An 18,832-nucleotide genomic window follows, 5' to 3' on the forward strand; every position below is an offset into this window, starting at 1 on the left:
CTTTAAAGGATATTATTACCTAAAAGAAACTTAAAGCCATTTGCTAATTCCATATCAAGATCCATATAAGTATGTGAGCCTAAAAACTCCTTATATTTATAGGTATATCCTTTATCTTCTAACAACTTTGCAAATTCTTTATTTGCATTATAGTGAACTATTGCATCTTTTTCATACTCTCCAAAAGTCATATAAAAGTCTAGCGGTAACTTGTGACCCTCTTGATACATTTGTATGATTTTGCCCTTTTGATTTTCGTCTTCCTCATAAGTCCAATACATTGCTCCTGATTGGCAAAATACTTTCCCAAATATCTCTGGATATTTTGCCCCTATAAATGAAGCATTAAGTCCCCCATAACTAAATCCACCAATAAGTGTACTTTCAGCAAGCCTAGTTACATTATATTTTTCATATATAAATGGTAATAGCTCCTTTGTAACAAGGTCTGAAAATTTCTCTGAGCAAGTAAGTTCTGTATCTCTATCTACTGCTTCAATAAAGGCAACACATACTGGTGAAATTTCACCTTTTGAGATTAATTTATCTAAAATTGTTATGACTTTTGTTACGTGAACATAATGCCAACCATCAGTAAATATGGCTAATGAACATGGGTTAGAATTTTTATCATAGCTTGCTGGTGTATACATCCATATTCTTCTTTTATTATTTAAAATGCTGCTTTCAAAATCCTCAATAACTTCTACTTTCCCCTTGTTTACCTGTGGTTCTTCAATGGTCCAGTTGTTTTCTTTGTAATCTGGCAAGGCTATATAAGACTCTTCCTTGCATAGTAAATAGGGTTCAGGATTTTTGTCATCTTCTATACACACATACCTTTGTGGATTAAGTGGATCTACTACAAAATTAAACTCGCTCCAATCCTGATTATCTTCACCGTTGAGTATAAAAATATATACCCCATGAGCCCCTTTATTTACTTTCCAGGATCTAAAGTGCAGATCAGTACCTGCCATCCTATAGAACTTTGTAAAATCAGGATCCATGCCAAAAATCTCCCCAATAACTCTAATGTTATCTATAGGCTCTACCTCTCTCCAAAGCAAAGTAACTAGGCAATTTTCATTATCACCTTCTATTTCTTCTATTAGAGGTGCACCATTTTCTTTAACTTCCTCCCAAAATAACTGAAGTGACTCTTCTTTATTAATTTTTATATCCTCATATAACTTTCTTAATCTTGGACTATCTACTTTTACAGTATTCATCTTAATTCCCCCTAGTTTTAATAATTCTTTTCCTAAATCCATGTGTGTATAGCTTCATCCCCTATAGCCATACACAACCATTTTCACAAAAAATTAAGGATGCAGATGAACAACTCTTCATCTACACCCTTTTTTATTTATACAAACTTAATGCATGGTAAGTAAACTTATTCCATAAACTCATATTATAAATTCCATGTGAAATATACTTTAATAAAATCTATGGATAGCCTAAAAGTTATAGCATCTTCTATAATTTATAAGCCTACATTTCAGTCTGTTTAGCCCTTAAAGTCCATAGTTTTACGTAAACTATACCGCAGTTTATTTGATAAGTTTAGAAATCATTGCATTAAAAATATATAATAAAAAGCTGTGATGAAAACCAACACAGCTCCAATTTCACTTTATTATTAATTAACTATAGCTAAATACAAATATTCCTTAAGCCATGATAATTAGAAGTTCTCTCCTCTTATATCATAGTATAACCCTATGGAGTTGGAGCCTTTGTTATAAAACTATAATTTACTTTAATATAATGAAAGTAAAGGAATTGTAATTGATGTTGTTCATCCTTATAACTAAAATCTTAGGCATTTGAAAATAAATAACAAGTCAAAGATGTGAAGGATATTTTTAGTTCATAAGCAGGCTTATGTTCACAAGCAAGCTTGTGCGGCAAGGAAACAGGTTCCGCAGATAGTAGCGCTATCTAAGGGTTCTGTTGACGCAGTATAACTAAAAATAGACAAACATACTGACTTATTTATTTTTTGAAAATGCCTTAAATCCATAGCAAATAAACCTAATTTAAAAATAAGGTTAAAAATATACTGCTATAAATTTTATGTGATTTTAAAATTACTAGAATAATAACATCATAACCATTACTTTACCTCTCTTTCATTTCCAATAATTTAATTATATTGATTTAATTACCACAAGTCAATATAGTAATTTATATGTTTTATAATATTCAGTAAGTTAAGCTTTGTTATATTGATTGCTACTAATACTTAACACGGAATAAAAAAGTGTATTTTCATGCTATTTCAACCGCTTGTCCGTGATTATGATTTTTATTTATAATCTAAGATCCCATAGTACAAGGGTTTAAGTTGCAGTATTTCTAATAGAAAAGTTACAAAACCTCCATAATAAAAAACACCAATAAGTTAATATTTCATAACTTATTGATGTTTGGAACTTTATATATCTATGGTCTTCCTTTGCCCTTTTCTTTGTTTTTAGCATCTTCTTTGGCTTTTTCTTGGGCTTTCTTAGCATCTTCTTTTGCCTTTTCTTCAGCTTTTTTTGCTTCTTCTCTAGCTTTTTCTTCTGCCTTCTTAGCTTCCTCTTTTACTTGCTTTTCTGCTTCTCTAGCTTCTTCTCTAGCTTTTTTTGCTTCTTCTCTTTCCTTCTCTTGGGATGCCTTATATTCTTCTTTTGCTTCCTTTTCTATATTTTTAACTTCATCTTTAATTTTAGTTTCGTCCTTAGCCTTCTCTTCTACTTTTGTTTCCTCTGTCTTTGCAGGCTCTCCACTTTGTATAGCTTTTTCTTCTACTTCTTTCATTTTCTCATTTGCCTTTTCAATTTGCTTCATACCAGTCTTAACATTATTCTCTGCTTGCTCAACTAGTTGTTTTACTTCTTCTTTTGCAGTTTCAGCAAGGTCTTTTAATTCTTCAAGTTCATTTTTTAAAGTTTCTGCAGCTTTTACTTTTTCTTCTGCTAATCTAATAGCTTCAGCATCTCCACTTTTTCTTGCAGCTTGTAATTCCTCTTGAGCTAGTTTAAATTGTTCCTTTGCATCAAAGAAAGCTGTTTTTGCTGCATAAAATCCATTGATAGCAGTAATTGTTTTATCCTGCTCATTTAGTGCATTTTCTATAGCTAACTTGGACTCTTCTGGAGCTTTCTCAAGTATTGTTCTTAGTATTTCTTCACTTTTACTATATGCTTCATTAAGAGCTTCAAGAGTCTTTACAGCCTCATCTTTAGCTTCAATTGCATTATTTATATGCTGCGCAGCTGAAGCTAACATTTCAGTATATTCAGCAGCTGCCTCATTTGCAAGTTCATCTTCACCTTCACTAACCATAATTGCTGCTTCTGCTGCTCTCTCTGTAGCTAGTTTTGCTTCAAGAGCTGCTAACTTTTCTTCACTTTGAGTAATTGCAAGTTGAAGGTTTTCTATAGCAATTTCTAACTTGTAAAATATTGAAGTTGGTAATACTCCAGCTGACTCTTCAATTTCTTCTTGATTTACTGGTGTAGATGTTTCTGTAGTTTGTCCACTTGTTGGAGTTGTCTCTTGTTCTCCATTAGTTGCTTCAGTTTCCGTTGTTGGTTGTTGCTCTTGCGTAACTACTTCATTTGCTGGTGTAGTAGTTTCTGTAGTTGTCTCACTTGAAGTTTCAGTAGTTTCTGTTTGTGTCACTATTTCACTGCTTGCTTGTTCATTTGTGTTTATATTGGTAGCTTCACTTGCATATACCTTGCCCCCTATACTGGTTACATAGGTTGCTAGTAGTAATGCGACTATTTTCTTTTTCATTTAAATTCCCCCCACAGTAATTTTTATTTATTTTATTGTTATAAATATACGTTTTAATATTTATAGCATTTGGGGTGATTATGAAAAAATTTTACTTATATTTAAAATTTTTAAATATTTTAATATAATAAAGAATTTTTTTGTATTAACTTAACTTTTGAGCAACTAAAACTACTTTAACTTTTCAGACCTACTAAAAAGGCTCTTGATTACAGGGCTATACTACCAATTACTTTCAGTGAAAAAATTCAAATTTCCTATACAATAAAAAGCTCTTCACCTAGATAGATAAGTTAATCTAAGTGAAGAGTAATTCCTAACATTTTAAAATATACTTATTAAATCAGCTACTTCTTTAATTATATAATCATAATCTGTAACTTTTCCAAAACCATAACTAGCATACACAAAAGGAATCTTAGCAATTCTTGCTCCATCACAATCCCCTTGAGTATCCCCTACATATACTGAACTTTTAAGATTATTTCTCTCAATAACCTTTTTAATATTTTCTCCTTTTACAAGACCAGTGTTGCCAGCACATTCAATATCTGTAAAATATTTATCCATGTTGTGATATTCTAAAAAAGTCTCTATGTATCCACATTGACAATTACTCACTATAAATAAGGAGTATTTTTCTGATAAGGTTTTTAAAGTTTCTTCAAGATTTGGATAAAGAGTGCCACCTTCTTTAAGTAGTAGCTCTTTTTCTTCCTTACAGCAAAGCTCCATAATATTTTCTATAGTAGCTTCATCTAAATGTGGAAGCAGCTTTGCTCCAATATCCTTAATCAAAAGTCCCATAGTACCCTGTAGCTCCTTTAAAGTTATAGGCTCCCTAAATTGTCCATTAGTTGAAACTACCTTGTTCCAAGCTTTCATGATTACTTCCGTGGAATCCCACAGTGTTCCGTCTAAATCAAAAATAATTGAATCAATACTCATATATTTCTCCTCACTAAATTAAACTAATATATTTTGTTCCTTAAATTCTTTCCTTCTTAGTTTCTTTAACACTACTTAACTTATTCAAACTATACAAAAATAAGCCTACTTAATCTCTAACAAATATTCACTTTCATAATATATAATATCATATAGCTAAAGCTATTATTTAAGATTTTTCTTATAATGACTTATTAAAATTATTTAATTTTATCCAAATAAATCTTCCTTAGTATTTGCTCAATCCTTTTATAACTCCAAGACATCCTAAAAGCATTCCTTAGAGCCTTCAATTTTTGCAACTTTAATTAGTTAATAATTCAATTTATTCTTTCTCATTATCATATGCATTATAAACTTGTTTCTCTGAAAGCTAAATATTCTCATAAATCAAATGAGTTTTTTATATAAGATTAAAAGGTAATAATAACTTCATATGAAATTTTAAACTGCAATTCTTGCATCTTTCTCAAGGAAACAAGAGAAACTCTTATATAATTAAAGCTATAGTTGTGCCACTACCAATTGTCACTTAAAACTGCCTTTTTAAGCCATAAATTGAAATTGAATATACTTAAACAACTGTATATAATAGCATCTATGTAATTTAACTTTTAGGTTTTTATATAAGGCATCTTCAAAAAATAAATAAGTCAATCTGTTTGTCTATTTTGTGCTATACTGCGTCAACAGAACCCTTTGATAGCCCCACTATCTGCGGAACCTGTTTCCTTGCCGGCACAAGCTTGCTTGTGAACACATAATAGCCTTCACATCTTTGACTTGTTATTTATTTTCAGATGCCCAAATTGAGGTGATTGAAATGCTTAAAGCATTAAAAGCTTTATTAATAGGTAAAGCATTAAAAACTGAAGAATTAAGTCATGAGAAGTTTAACGTACTATGGGGATTACCTGTGCTATCAAGCGATGCTATATCTTCTGTAGCTTATGCTGGAGAAGAAATATTGTGGGTGCTAGTGCCAATATTAGGACTAGCAGCTTATAAAAATATGTTTTATGCAGCACTCGCAATTGTACTTTTATTGTTTATACTAGTATTTTCTTATATGCAAACAATAAACAGCTACCCAAATGGTGGTGGTTCTTATATAGTTTCAAAGGATAATCTAGGAACGGTTCCTTCTTTAGTTGCAGCATCAGCTTTAACTATTGATTATATCCTTACCGTTGCAGTAAGTACTAGTGCTGGATCATCAGCTATAACTTCAGCTTTCCCGGTACTGTTGCCGCATAAAGTTCTAATAACCCTATTTTTTATTGTTATTTTAACTATTGGTAACCTAAGAGGAATTAAAGATTCTTCTAAACTCTTTGGGGTTCCAACTTATTTATTTATTTTTTCTATTTTAATAATGATAGTAACTGGTGTTGTAAAAACTCTTGTATTTGGGGTAACACCTTCAAGCATCATTGATATTCCACAGGCTACTGGGAATATAACTCTTTTATTATTCTTAAGAGCTTTTGCTTCTGGATGTACAGCTTTAACAGGGGTTGAAGCCGTTAGCGATGGAATTCCTAACTTTAAGGCACCAGCACAAAAAGAGCAAAAACAGTTTTAATCTTACTTTCTTTTATAGTTCTTATGATTTTTGGTGGTTTATCTTATTTAGCTACTTTATATAAAGCCGTTCCAAATCATGAAGTTACTGTAATTGCTCAAATTGCTATGCAAGTTTTTGGTAAAGGTTCAATTATGTTTATGGTAATTCAATTTACCACTGCTTTAATTCTGATTATGGCAGCAAATACTGCTTTTGCAGATTTTCCATTGTTACTTTCATTTATAGCTAGAGACGGATTTTTACCAAGACAGCTATCAAAACGTGGAAGCAGACTTAGCTTTTCTAATGGAATAATTCTTTTAGCATTAGCTTCTTCTCTACTAGTTATAGGCTTTCATGGAAATACACACTTATTAATGCCTTTATATGCTATTGGAGTGTTTATCTCCTTTACCTTATCTCAGTTTGGAATGTTCAGACGATGGACAACTTCTAAATCTGAAGGTTGGAAGCATAAAGCAGTTATCAATGGAACTGGTGCTTTAATTACAGCTGCAACAGCTGCAATTATCGGAGCAACTAAGTTTTTACACGGAGCATGGATAGTTTTTATCCTAATTCCACTATTTGTACTTATAATGTACAGAGTAAAGATTCATTATAACAGCGTAGCAGAGCAATTTACAAGATAAATTCAAAGCAGCTAATTTAAATAACTTACTTGTTATAGAAAAATCTCCTTACAGGGTTTTAACTAGTACTCTATTTAAGCACATTTGCGCTCTTGAGAAACAAGTAGGAAAAAATACTATGATTACTATAGTATTACCTCAGTTCGTAGTAGATAAATGGTGGCATCAACTGCTTCATAATCAAACATCTTTATTTATTAAAGCTAGGCTGCTTAAAAAGCGTAATATAGCTATGGTTACAATACCATACTTAATTGAAGAATAATGTAATTTTTTTACTATAAAAAGATACAAAAGTGCTGAAGTTATTTTCACACTTTTGTATCTTTTATTGTTATTGGGCTATTTCATTGCTTTACTACAGATATAATATTTCTTACATATCTTTTTCTTACTATAAGATAATATAATAACTGAAAAATTACATATGCTATAAATAAATAAGAAGAGTTAAAATAAAATTCTCTAGGGAAATCTAATTTGTTAAACATAATAAATAAATATGCATATGCTGGTATTCCTCCAAAAATCAAAGGTGAGAAAAAAATTAAACTAAGCTTCTTATATATGAGCTTTATAAACTCCTCCTCCTTCACACCAATCCTATGTAGTTTGTTATATTTTATTCTTTCATCTTCCATCTCTGTGTATAACTTTAAATAAATCATCATTGAACTAGCTATAAAAAACAAAGAACTTATGAACCCTGCGAGAAAATTTGATAAAACTCCATTTTGTTTTCTAGTATTAAACTCTTTGATAGTAGAAAACATATAGGATTCCCCGTTACTCTCTTGTGAATCCCCCCAGTGGTTAACTGTGTTGGAATTATTATTTTTCAAGGCTAATTCTAGACTATCCACTACTTCTTCAGTATCCTTCCAATGGTGAAATCTAAACATATTAATCCTTCCCATATGATTTGGTGATGCATTCTTTATCACATCTTCATAATCTTCCTCACTTACTATGAGTAGTAGAGTGCAATTAGGTACTGTTATGAAATACAAAGGATTACTAATTTTAGTATATTTGAAATTAAAAGAAGTTCTATCATTAAAGACTTTAATCACGTCTTCAGGCATGATATTAGGTAGTCTATAATTTTCAATAGGAATTAAATAACCATAACCTTTCTTAGGATGAAAGTCTTCATTAATAAAAGAATCAAAACCACACTGGTTAAAATTCTTTTCTGAAGTTAACGCAATATTGACTTTTTCCTCTTTACCATGTGCATAGCTTGTAATATTTGTATAAGCTATTGAGAATTCAAGAGCTTTATTTTCCAGTAGTTTAGTAGTTCCACTCTTCGTAATATCTAGCATTTCATTTTTAGATAGCCTATTTATGTCTAACACCTCGGTATAAGCTACATGATATGGATACATCTCTTCTATTCCTTCTATTGAAGCTCTACTAAAGGAATAAAATACTCCTACTCCAAATAGAATTATTGCTACTAATATGCTACAGGAGAAAATAATTTTCTTGTTCCTTTTAAAAGTACACCTGATTTCATTAATAAATAAAATATTGGAATAATATCTTTCTGTATTGTTCCTGTATAATCTCAATAGTCCGCTGCCAAGCTCAGCTATTATTATATATAACCCAACTAAGCATAAAATTATTGAAAGTAACAAGTAGTCCTTAAGAGTTTTTTCAAAAGGCTCCTTAACCTTTAATATTATAAGTAATATAGAACTTATTAAGAATAAACCCCCGAAAAGTAAAAAGGTTATAGAATTTACTGGTATATTGTCGCCCTTTTTGCTATTCTTAGTTAGCTCAGTGAGCTCTAATCTTTCTAATATAATGAAAGAAATTATTAATACAACTAAAAATATAGATAAGAATATTAGACTAGTTATTATATAACTTATCCTGTTGTAGTGATGATTTATTTTGTTAAATTTTGATATTTTCATTGCAAAAATAAAAAACAGCCTGGTAAAAACACTACCAAATAGCAACCCAGTTATTAAAGAGGTTATTGAAACAAATAAGCTTTCTAAAGAAATCAATTTATAAAAATCTCTTTTTCTCATGCCTAGTGTTATGAATATACTAAAATCCTTACTTCTATTTTTATAAAAATAAACCTGGCTGTAACTAATGAATATGATAGAAAAAATCAAAAACACAAATACAGTAATGCTAGTTATAGCATTTAGAGACCTATCTTTTTCTAGATAAACCCTAAATTCCGAGTTAAACACTAAATCTAACAATATAAATAAAATCATTACCATAGCACTATTGCTTATAAATAAGCTTAAAAACCTTCTTAAATCATGCCTAAAGTTTTTAAACACTACATTTCTAAATGTCAAGGGAGACACCCCCAAGTACTGCCATTGAATCAAGTATCTCATAAAAAAACTCTTTATTGTTTCCCTTTTTTACAATCTCAGAGTGGATGCAACCATCTTTAATAAAAATAACCTTTCTGCAAAAGCTTGCAGCAAACACATCGTGGGTAACCATGAAAACAGTGCTATTTCTTTCTTCATTAATAGTTTGGAAACACTTCATAACTGATTGAGAGGATTTTGAATCTAAATTTCCCGTTGGCTCATCGGCAAAAATTATATCTGGTTCATTTGCCAAAGCTCTGGCAATAGCAGTTTTCTGTTGTTCTCCACCAGATACATTATAGGGATACTTATGCTCAATACTTTTTATTCCTATGGAATCAATTATTGTTTCACAAACCTCCTCCATATAATTTATAGGTTTTTTCTCTAAAATCATGGGTAATAAAATATTTTCTTTTAGAGTGAGACTATCCATTAAGTTATAGTCTTGAAAAACAAATCCCATATTCCTTCTTCTTACTTCAGCTAGATCACTGCTTCTCAAGGAATTTAAGTCCCTTCCCAAAAATTCTATACACCCTGAGCTAGGTCTAACAATACCACTAAGTAAATTTAATAAAGTTGTTTTCCCGCTACCTGAAGGTCCCATAACCGCAGTAAAATCTCCCTTATTTATTCTAAGATCTACTCCATTAACTGCGAAAGTGGAATTTTTCCCTTGATTTTCATAAACTTTAGTAATCATTCTTCCTTCTAATATAACCATACTATCCCCCTTTTTCTTCCTATTATAAGCTTCCTAAGTAATATGAAAAATCGATTTATATTACTCTTTCCTTACATTAAACTTACATTAGTTTTTCAAAAGGTATTGTATACTTACAGTTGTTCCCTCTCCTACCATAGATGTTATTTTAAATTCATGATTAAGTTTTTTTGCAATAGTAGCGCATAAATATAGCCCGATTCCAGTTGAATCTCTATTTAGCCTACCATTTTCCCCAGTAAAAAAGGGTTCTAAAACCCTATCTATGTCACTGTTAGGAATCCCTATTCCTTCATCTATTATTTTTAAAGTTACATGAGCTTTACTAATTCTTTCAACTTTAAAAGTAATGATCTTAGCTGAACTCTTTTCAGCTGAGTATTTTATAGCATTGGAAACCACTTGTTCTATAATAAACTCATTCCATTTTTCATCAGATAATACCACAGCATCAATATCTCCTTCAACCTTTGGAAGCAAATTATTATATAGAAATAAATTCTTATTTCTTTTAATAACTTTATTAATACTAAAATATAAATTAACAGTTGTGGGCATATAGTCTTTGGAGAATTCTTCGAGCCGTATTAAGTTTAAAAGATTTTGGAGATTGTTGAATATAATATTATTTTCATTTTTTAAAGAACTCAAATCTCTCTCAGTAATATAGTTCTGGTTAATTCTTTGAAATATTAAATCTTGAACAGTTATAGGGGTTTTTAAATTATGTACCCATTGGCCTAATAGCCTATTTTTTAAATTCCTTTCAATCTTCAAATCATTAATTTCTTTCATATAACTATCATGTATCTCTTCCATTTTAGAAATTAAGTTTTTTTGCTCATTTGTTAGTAGCATATCTTTATACTTAGGATTATTTGTCCTATTCTCAATTTTTTTATTGAAGTTATAATATCTATAAAACTCTATTATCCCAAATACAAATACTAATGAAGTTGATATTACCATAGGGTATAAGAACTCAACATTATGGTCTACTGTACTATATACAAACAAAAGGATAAATAATGTATTCAAAAAGAATAACAGAAAAAATAGTATCTTATCTTTTACAAAATTATAAATAATATCTTTACTCATCATAACTACCTACTTGTCCTACCCTTAAGTTTGATACATCTAAAGAATAGCCTACTCCCCGTTTGGTTTTTATAATATCTACTAATCCAACTTCCTTAAGTCTTTGCTTGATTCTAGTCATATTAACAGTTAAAGTATTATCATCAACAAATATATCATTATCCCATAACTCACTTAGCAATTCTTCACGTCTTACTATTCTATCTTTATTTATTGTCAGCATCTTAATAATTTTAAACTCATTTTTTGTAAGTTCAATAGTTTTCTCTCTAAAGATTAAAGTTAAGTTATTTTCATTTAGGGTGTAGCAATCATTAATAATTAGAATTTCTTCATGATTTTTTCTTTCCTCGCTATTAACTCTTCTTAAAATTGTTTTTATTTTAGCCATAAGTATATCCATAGAAAATGGTTTAGTAATATAATCATCTGCACCAAACTCCAGTCCCATTACCTGATCCATCACAGTATCTCTTGAAGAAATAATAATTATTGGTATTGTCATAGTTCTACGTATAGTTCGGCATATATAAAAGCCATCATAATAAGGCAAATTTATATCTAACAGGATTAAATCTGGTTTTATAACCTGGACCTGTTCTAAAATATTCTTAAAATTATCAGTTTCATAAACCTCATAACTATACCTTTCCAATTCTTCTTTGACCAATTTTCTTAAACTATGGTTATCTTCAATTATAAATATTTTGCTCATATTACCACCTACTGTTCAATATGTTACTATTCTTATTTCTTTTCAAAATTTAATAATCCTCTTTTCAAGGCTTTACTTTTTTATAATAAAATTGCTTATGTAATTTATAAAAATAAAAGACCCAAGGTTTTACCCTTAAGTCTTTCCCACATGTTTCTTTACAATCTTACCTTATTTCTTCTACTAAAACCTTTTACAGCCACAATGAAAAGTAGAGTTACTGCACAGATTCCAAAACTTACATCTACAGCTCTTTGCCCAGATTGTTGTAAGTAGTTATATATTGGGTACTTAGTTCCGTACATAGCACAACCACTACAAAATACCACCATAACTAAATTTATTACTTGTTTATTTTTGATAAATTTATACCCATAGTATAAAATTAAACCAACTAAGACCGCCATTAGTCCTATGTCCATAGTAATTTTCACCTCTTCTCTCTTATAATATACCCTTAATACCCTTAGAAACTTTAATTTGATTTCATATTATAATTGTAACATAATCCATATACATTTCAAGTATATCTTTACTGTTTTTACATATAATGTATTACTTTCAATCACATATGCCTTATACTCTTAAAGTTTAAGTTATATATTAAGAAAGAGAAAAATCATTTTAGTAAATAAGTTTATTCAACTTGGAATTTTTCTAAGTCCCTTGGAATACGAACTCCCGAAAAAATCCATGATATTTCATTAAGTACTACTTCTTCAGTTTTACTAAGCAGTATAGGCATTAGATAAGGATTTTTTATATTAGCATCCCTTGCTATTGCTGCAGCTTGCTCTGCAGCAATATGAACACCATCAATAACTGCAAAATCAGCATTTGAAACCTTACTTATAATTTTTTTCTGCAGATAAGCAATCCATGATTACTAATTCCTAACAGGCTTTTTTCCCTGCTCATTGTTACACTATAGTCATTCCATAATTTATAATTTTCATCATTTAGCTCATTAATAGAATTTCTTAATAAAGAGCTTATACCATCAGTTGCTACATGATCTATAATATCAACATTAAATCTACTCATAAACTCCTCAATTTCTATAGGAGTTGTAAAAAAGCCTACTGTATAAAAACATTGCTCCCCACCTTCTTTGCAATAGCCTTTGCTTAATATTTCTTCAACAAAAGTTGAACTAAAATATTCTCTTTGGTGAGCCATTACCACATGAATTATATAGTGCTTGTTGATATACGCAATTGCTAAAGTTCCCCCTGGTTTTAATACTCTTAATGATTCTTCAATACACTTTATTCTTTGTTCTTCATTAGTAAGATGATACATTGGTCCAAGACAAGTTACCACGTCAAAGGTTTCCGATTCATATCTACTTAAATCAGTGGCATCAACTACAGCAGTTAATATGTCCATTTTAGTATTACTTATTTTTATTTTTTCATCAATAATATCTACATGTTTTGGTGTTAAGTCTGTGGCAACCACAGAATTACCCCTTTCTCCATAGTAAAAGGAATATGCCCCTGTTCCCGCTCCTAACTCAAGGATCTTATGCTCTTTCGAAATATAGTCATTTAAAATTGTTGTTGTAACATGAAACTCAATTTTCCTTGAACTATCTAAAACTAGTCTATTATCTTCATCATACTTATCGTAAAAACTTATAACATCTCCCATATGCTCATTCCCCCAATTTTTACATATATATTAGCAGAACTGTTAGGTTCCTATACTGTTGACTATACTATTTGCTAAGTGTACACCACTCTAACTTTTCAAAGTATTCCAAATACTACACATTCACCTCCTAATAGAATATTAATTTTAAGTTCACGACTCTATATTCCACAAATTGTATTCAATTCCTCTTTTTACAACAAAAACCTACATAGTCATAAGACATATGTAGGTTAAAAATATAATAGTTAAAGTTTAAATTTATTTGCGTGGTCTAACATTTCACTTGTCATACTACTTAATTCATCTGCAGTTGCCGCGACTTCCTCTGACGATGCGCTCATTTCCTCTGCTGTTGCAGCTATCTCTTCTGAAGATGCAGAAACCTCTTGAGCTATTGAAGATGAGGTCTCTACCTTTTCAAAGATAACTTCCTTTTCATTGCTTACATTATTTGATGTGGAACTAATCCCTCGTATCTCTTGTGATATTTCATCTATAGAAGTATTAATGATTTTAAATGAGTTTACAACTCTATTGATATCTTCAAGTTGATTGTTAAACTTACTTCCTATAATTTCAGTATTGTCTACTATTAAGGCAGTTTCTTTTGAAATATTTTCTACCATAACACTAATGGACTCAGATGAAACTCTTGATTGTCCCGCAAGCTTTCCAATTTCATCAGCTACAACTGAAAATCCTTTTCCCGATTCCCCTGCCCTGGCTGCCTCTATTGCTGCATTAAGCGCTAGTAGGTTAGTTTGATTAGCAACTCCATTTATCACATTGGATATTTCATTAATCTGCTTTATATCTTTTCCAAGATTAAGTATCTTTAATTTAAAACTATCAAAAGAACTTTTCATTTCATTAACAGAATTTATTAAACTCTCCATATTTGTATTGCTTTCAGTTGCTCTAATATTTATATTAGTAGAATTATTTTCTATAGCTTTTATTGAATGTACAATCTGATCTAAAGCTTGTCCGAAGTTATTAAATAAACCCGAAATATCTGATAAATCCAGAGCCTGCATACCAGTGCCTTGGGCAACATCCTGAACAGCATTTGCTACACTTTCTGATGAAGCAGACATTTCCTTGGATACAGAAGCAAGGGTCATTGAATTGTTATGTAATTGCTCAGATTTATTTTTTATTTCTAAAATAAGTTCTCTCATACTAGCGGTCATAATGTTTATATCTGATGCAATTTCTCCTATCTCATCATTAGAGGTTATAGAACACTTTTTACTTAAGTCACCTGAAGCTAAACTTCTCAGGACTTCTAGTATATTTTTTATATTCTTATTAATGACATTTGCAAAAATAATAATTATTAAGAATGCTATTATAAGTGTTATGAAAGTTAATCCAATGTTCTTATACATTAAATTCTTTATCTTTAGATTTACACTATCTTTTTCTACACCTGTGAACCAGATTCCGATGACCTTACCTTCCTTATCTTTAATAGGTACGTACTTTGCCAAGTATTTTGTGTCCACAACAATTGCCTCACCAATAAAGTCTTTTCCTTGATTAATTACTACATCAGCAACTTCACTAGAAACCTTAGTTCCAACGGCCCTTTTTCCCTCTTTTAAAACGTTAGTAGCTACCCTTGTATCCTTCATGAATATTGTAGCAGGTGAATTTGTAGCTGACTTAAATTCATCCACAAATTCAGTATCTCCACTTATGAGAATACTACCTTTGAAAAGCTTGTCCCCTTCAATACTCCATTGTCCTGGATATTTTTTATCTAGCATGCTATATCCTAAATTAATATTAGAATTTAACTGACTATAAACACTCTCATCAACAGTTTTTGTAGTTTCATAGAAAACAAGGATTAGCATTGCTATACTAAGAAATAGTAGTAATGAGATGTTAATTAGCAATATTTTATTCCTGAGATTTAGTTTTAATTTTTTATTAGTCATATAAATCCCTCCCTATACAATTAACCTTTTACACTTTAGATATAACTTTTAACATTTTAATCTTAAGTGTTTTTTATTAATGGAATCATCTTTAAAGCGTCTTTACATAAGAGGCTTTAAAGTAAAATCACTATACCTTATTTTCGATACATTCAACTAAGAGTTAAGGTAAAAATACCCAAACTTCTTGAGCCTTACTTTAAATCAGTCGTAACTAATTAGTCTTGTTTTTTATCTATGGTTTATATCCAGTTCAATGGACCATACTTCTTTCTACTTTCTTTGCAAGTGATTACTTTATTACTTAAGAAAGCCTCTATAACTACTAATTATTTCTGTGGTTTAAAAAAGCTATGGATAAGTATTAACCACAGCTCATCTAGCTTATTGTTTTTATTACATACTAGAAAATTTTTTCTTATTTTAATTTAAATGTTAAAATATAAGTAAAACTTACTTTGATATTTTTGCTGAATCAGATACAACAGCTTTTTCTGGAAGAAGAAACTGAATATATCTAATTAATACATATATTACTATAGCAACTGCTACTATCTCTTGAAACTTTACTAGGTATTGTAAAAAGCTAATACCTTGACCTGATTTATTTAAAAATCCGTTAGTTAACTTCATTGAAATTCCACTTATTATAAGAGGAAATGTGAATCCAGAATAGCTTGGATAGAATTTTAATTTTAAAAGACTAAACATTTTAATAATAACTGCTACATACATAAAAATAGATAATGCCATTAAAAACCAAACTATCGCCATAGTTTTATTTTGAAATGAATTCATATAACCAGCTAATAATAGACTTGCTGGCGCCGCAAATATAGCAAGAGTAGGTAAGGTTGGTTCTGGCATTTCCTTAACCTTTAACACCCTGTAGATAACTATTGGTAAAAGTATTAAGTAAGTTATAAAGCCAAACCAAAAACATACTTTTCCTACAGCTGCCATTGCATAAGAAGGCCCTGTTACACTTGCTACCACAATCCCCACATAAACTATAAACCAAGATGGAAACACTTGCTTAATTTTAAAACTTAGTATAAACTTCTTCGTAAACCATAAAATTAATACAATATGCATAGCCAATCCTATAATCCATATAGCGTAAGCTAGTTGTGAAGCATAAGGTTTAACATAAGTTGACAATATCATTATAGCCATAGTAGCGGTTGGAAAGACACTAGCTACCACAGGATTATCTAAGGCTTCTGCTACCCCCTTAGGATGCTTTATAATCTTTGCAATCATTAAAATAAGTATTAAAGCTGATACAGTCCCAAATATGTTACGATAAACTTCTCCATAGGATTGCACAAGGTTACCTGTAGCTGCCAATCCTAACATAAGTCCCACTATTGGAACTGGGAACTTTTTTAAAATTTCATTCATTAAAGCTTTCCCCCTATAATAAAACTTTTTAAACTTTTTAAAATTTTCACAAACCCCGCCAATAGTATAACATATGTAATCGTATTCGATTTATTGCCTTTTTCAATAATTAAAGCTGTATCAATAGATTTTGTCTATTTGTAACCTTAAATTATATAAACTATAATAACAGTTGTGTAAGGTACCTGAAAATAAGTAACAAGTCAAAGATATGAAGGATATTTTGGGCTCACAAGCAAGCTTGTGTTCACGAGCAAGTTTGTGTTCACAAGCTTGCTTGTGCAGACAAGGAAACAGGTTCCGCGGATAGCAGCGCTATCTAAGGGTTCTATTGATGCAGCATAACACAAAATAGGCTAGGATACCGACTTACTTACTTTTTGAAGCTGCCTTAGTTTAACATATTTGAAAAAATGGGGGATTATATAATGGATTTGATAAATACAAAAGACTTTACAAAGGAAGAAATTCTTGAAATGGTTCAAGCTAATGCAGAAGGGCTTTTTAGAAGTGGTACATTCTTTTGCAGTGAGGCAGTAGTACAAACTATCAATGAGTTATTAGGTAAACCTTATGATGAAAGTATAGTTAAAATGGCTAGTGGCTTTCCTATAGGAATGGGTAAGGCTGGATGTCTATGTGGAGCAGTTTCAGGTGGTCAAATGGCCTTAGGTATGGTGTATGGTAGAGTTCAAGGGGAGCCTATGCAAGATAAGATGTTTGAAAAAGCTAAGGGACTTCACGATTATATAAAAACCGAGTACAAGTCAACTTGCTGTAGAGTAATCACAAAAGAGTGGGCAGGAGATAATTTTAAAAGCCCTGAAAGAAAGAACCACTGTATTACAATCACAGGAAGAGTTGCAAGATGGATTGCTAACGAACTTATAGAAGATGGACAAATCCAAGTAAAATAAAAACTTATAAAAAAATATTACCCTCTATAGATTAGTAAAAATCAAATCTATAGAGGGCTTTAATTTAGCATTAAAATTACTCAACTATTAATAATGGATAAATCCACATATAAATAATTTATATATGGATTTTACACATAGTCCTGTGGAAATGTAGTGAAAGTTTCACAAAAGCCCTATGTTAATCCTCATCATCAATAAGTATATCTATCATCTTATCTGTATTATTAATGAAACTCTTCATTAGCTGATAGTGCTCTGTTTCTTCATATTCTCTGACCTTTATATCATCTTTAATTTCATATATAATGGAGTCAGGATAAGCCATTATAATTGGAGAGTGGGTTGCTATAATAAACTGTGATCTTTCTTTCACTAATTCATGTATCCTGGATATCATAGCCATCTGTCTTGCAGGAGATAATGCTGCCTCCGGTTCATCCAAAATGTACAAACCTTTGCTACCGAATCTATTCATAAGCACCGAAAAAAAGGACTCTCCATGAGATTGATTATGAAGAGATTTTCCTCCATATGAAGATATTAATCCAGGCACTTCTCTATCAAGTTCATCAATATTAGTTGCAAGATTATAGAAACTCTCCGCCCTTAGAAAGAATCCATTTTCAGGCTTTTTTACCCCTTTAATTAGCTTTATATTATTATATAATTCTGAATGCGTATCCATAGATGCGAAGTTAAAATTAATGGTTCCCCCTTCTGGATTGAATCCATATGCAGTGGCTACAGCCTCTAAAATAGTGGACTTTCCTGTGCCATTTTCCCCTACAATAAAAGTAACTTTAGGATGAAACTCCAAACTTGTTAGATTCTTTATTACTGGCAAACAGTAGGGGTACTTTGAAAAGGATTCTACATTATCTCTTTTAAGTTCAACACTTCTTAAAAATTGATTACGCTTCAATGTGCTTATATCCATATTTATAACTCCTAATATATTATTTCTATAACAATCTTAATTATAGCATATTAAAGTTTCAATTAACTTCTCATGTGTCCTTACATTTTCTACTGCTTTACAA

At 30.6% G+C, this 18,832-nt stretch carries 13 protein-coding genes and 1 pseudogene; 2 read left to right on the forward strand and 12 right to left on the reverse strand.

Annotated elements, in window-relative coordinates:
- Positions 1-2: 2 nt before the first annotated feature.
- The 3 genes from J2Z44_RS07075 to J2Z44_RS07085 form a co-directional block, all read right to left on the reverse strand.
- Positions 3-1,232: an alpha/beta hydrolase-fold protein gene (locus tag J2Z44_RS07075; protein ID WP_021283552.1), complete on the reverse strand. Its 1,230-nt coding sequence runs from the start codon at positions 1,230-1,232 to the stop codon at positions 3-5.
- A gap of 1,219 nt (positions 1,233-2,451) precedes the next feature.
- Entirely contained in the window at positions 2,452-3,795 is a 1,344-nt protein-coding gene (locus J2Z44_RS07080) for a DUF5667 domain-containing protein (protein WP_209649446.1), read from the reverse strand.
- Between the two features lie 324 nt (positions 3,796-4,119).
- Positions 4,120-4,743, reverse strand: a complete 624-nt coding sequence (locus J2Z44_RS07085) for an HAD family hydrolase (RefSeq protein WP_021281899.1) — start codon at positions 4,741-4,743, stop codon at positions 4,120-4,122.
- 823 nt (positions 4,744-5,566) lie between these two features.
- On the opposite strand from J2Z44_RS07085, the pseudogene J2Z44_RS07090 reads away from it, so the two are divergent.
- A pseudogene (locus J2Z44_RS07090) lies at positions 5,567-7,228 on the forward strand (APC family permease).
- An 82-nt stretch (positions 7,229-7,310) separates the two neighbouring features.
- On the opposite strand, the gene J2Z44_RS07095 reads toward J2Z44_RS07090, so the two are convergent.
- From J2Z44_RS07095 to J2Z44_RS07130, 8 genes are all read right to left on the reverse strand, one after another.
- Positions 7,311-9,299 (reverse strand): FtsX-like permease family protein, encoded by a 1,989-nt coding sequence (locus J2Z44_RS07095; protein ID WP_021281268.1) that lies wholly within the window; start codon positions 9,297-9,299, stop codon positions 7,311-7,313.
- Positions 9,289-10,050, reverse strand: coding sequence for an ABC transporter ATP-binding protein (locus J2Z44_RS07100; protein ID WP_021281267.1), 762 nt, complete (start codon positions 10,048-10,050; stop codon positions 9,289-9,291). The genes J2Z44_RS07095 and J2Z44_RS07100 overlap by 11 nt, the downstream gene beginning before the upstream one ends.
- An 87-nt stretch (positions 10,051-10,137) precedes the next feature.
- Positions 10,138-11,154: a sensor histidine kinase gene (locus J2Z44_RS07105; protein WP_209649447.1), complete on the reverse strand. Its 1,017-nt coding sequence runs from the start codon at positions 11,152-11,154 to the stop codon at positions 10,138-10,140.
- On the reverse strand, positions 11,144-11,866 hold the full coding sequence (locus tag J2Z44_RS07110) for a response regulator transcription factor (protein WP_209649448.1): 723 nt from the start codon (positions 11,864-11,866) through the stop codon (positions 11,144-11,146). The genes J2Z44_RS07105 and J2Z44_RS07110 overlap by 11 nt, the downstream gene beginning before the upstream one ends.
- Positions 11,867-12,024: 158 nt before the next feature.
- Entirely contained in the window at positions 12,025-12,288 is a 264-nt protein-coding gene (locus J2Z44_RS07115) for a hypothetical protein (protein WP_021281263.1), read from the reverse strand.
- Positions 12,289-12,715: 427 nt separating this feature from the next.
- On the reverse strand, positions 12,716-13,519 hold the full coding sequence (locus J2Z44_RS07120; RefSeq protein ID WP_021281262.1) for a class I SAM-dependent methyltransferase: 804 nt from the start codon (positions 13,517-13,519) through the stop codon (positions 12,716-12,718).
- A gap of 248 nt (positions 13,520-13,767) precedes the next feature.
- The gene (locus J2Z44_RS07125; RefSeq protein WP_021281261.1) at positions 13,768-15,468 is read right to left on the reverse strand and encodes a methyl-accepting chemotaxis protein; all 1,701 of its coding nucleotides are present in this window, start codon (positions 15,466-15,468) and stop codon (positions 13,768-13,770) included.
- A 453-nt stretch (positions 15,469-15,921) separates the two neighbouring features.
- Entirely contained in the window at positions 15,922-16,872 is a 951-nt protein-coding gene (locus J2Z44_RS07130; protein WP_021281260.1) for a TDT family transporter, read from the reverse strand.
- 428 nt (positions 16,873-17,300) lie between these two features.
- Here J2Z44_RS07130 and J2Z44_RS07135 point away from each other — a divergent pair, with 428 nt between their 5' ends.
- Complete coding sequence (locus tag J2Z44_RS07135) at positions 17,301-17,789, forward strand: C-GCAxxG-C-C family protein (protein ID WP_021281259.1); 489 nt, start codon at positions 17,301-17,303, stop codon at positions 17,787-17,789.
- A gap of 181 nt (positions 17,790-17,970) precedes the next feature.
- On the opposite strand, the gene J2Z44_RS07140 is transcribed toward J2Z44_RS07135, so the two are convergent.
- A complete protein-coding gene (locus J2Z44_RS07140) occupies positions 17,971-18,729 on the reverse strand; it encodes an AAA family ATPase (protein ID WP_021281258.1) in 759 nt (252 codons plus the stop codon).
- Positions 18,730-18,832 lie beyond the last annotated feature (103 nt).

Origin of the sequence: Clostridium punense (assembly GCF_017874425.1) — a bacterium.
GTDB lineage: Bacteria > Bacillota > Clostridia > Clostridiales > Clostridiaceae > Clostridium_J > Clostridium_J punense.

What these genes read in the sequence shown, in the direction of transcription:
- J2Z44_RS07080 (WP_209649446.1), bottom strand. Translation starts at nt 3,795, where the DNA reads ATGAAAAAGAAAATAGTCGCATTACTACTAGCAACCTATGTAACCAGT.
- J2Z44_RS07100 (WP_021281267.1), bottom strand. Translation starts at nt 10,050, where the DNA reads ATGGTTATATTAGAAGGAAGAATGATTACTAAAGTTTATGAAAATCAA.
- J2Z44_RS07085 (WP_021281899.1), bottom strand. Translation starts at nt 4,743, where the DNA reads ATGAGTATTGATTCAATTATTTTTGATTTAGACGGAACACTGTGGGAT.
- J2Z44_RS07075 (WP_021283552.1), bottom strand. Translation starts at nt 1,232, where the DNA reads ATGAATACTGTAAAAGTAGATAGTCCAAGATTAAGAAAGTTATATGAG.
- J2Z44_RS07130 (WP_021281260.1), bottom strand. Translation starts at nt 16,872, where the DNA reads ATGAATGAAATTTTAAAAAAGTTCCCAGTTCCAATAGTGGGACTTATG.
- J2Z44_RS07120 (WP_021281262.1), bottom strand. Translation starts at nt 13,519, where the DNA reads ATGGGAGATGTTATAAGTTTTTACGATAAGTATGATGAAGATAATAGA.
- J2Z44_RS07125 (WP_021281261.1), bottom strand. Translation starts at nt 15,468, where the DNA reads ATGACTAATAAAAAATTAAAACTAAATCTCAGGAATAAAATATTGCTA.
- J2Z44_RS07105 (WP_209649447.1), bottom strand. Translation starts at nt 11,154, where the DNA reads ATGATGAGTAAAGATATTATTTATAATTTTGTAAAAGATAAGATACTA.
- J2Z44_RS07115 (WP_021281263.1), bottom strand. Translation starts at nt 12,288, where the DNA reads ATGGACATAGGACTAATGGCGGTCTTAGTTGGTTTAATTTTATACTAT.
- J2Z44_RS07140 (WP_021281258.1), bottom strand. Translation starts at nt 18,729, where the DNA reads ATGGATATAAGCACATTGAAGCGTAATCAATTTTTAAGAAGTGTTGAA.
- J2Z44_RS07135 (WP_021281259.1), top strand. Translation starts at nt 17,301, where the DNA reads ATGGATTTGATAAATACAAAAGACTTTACAAAGGAAGAAATTCTTGAA.
- J2Z44_RS07110 (WP_209649448.1), bottom strand. Translation starts at nt 11,866, where the DNA reads ATGAGCAAAATATTTATAATTGAAGATAACCATAGTTTAAGAAAATTG.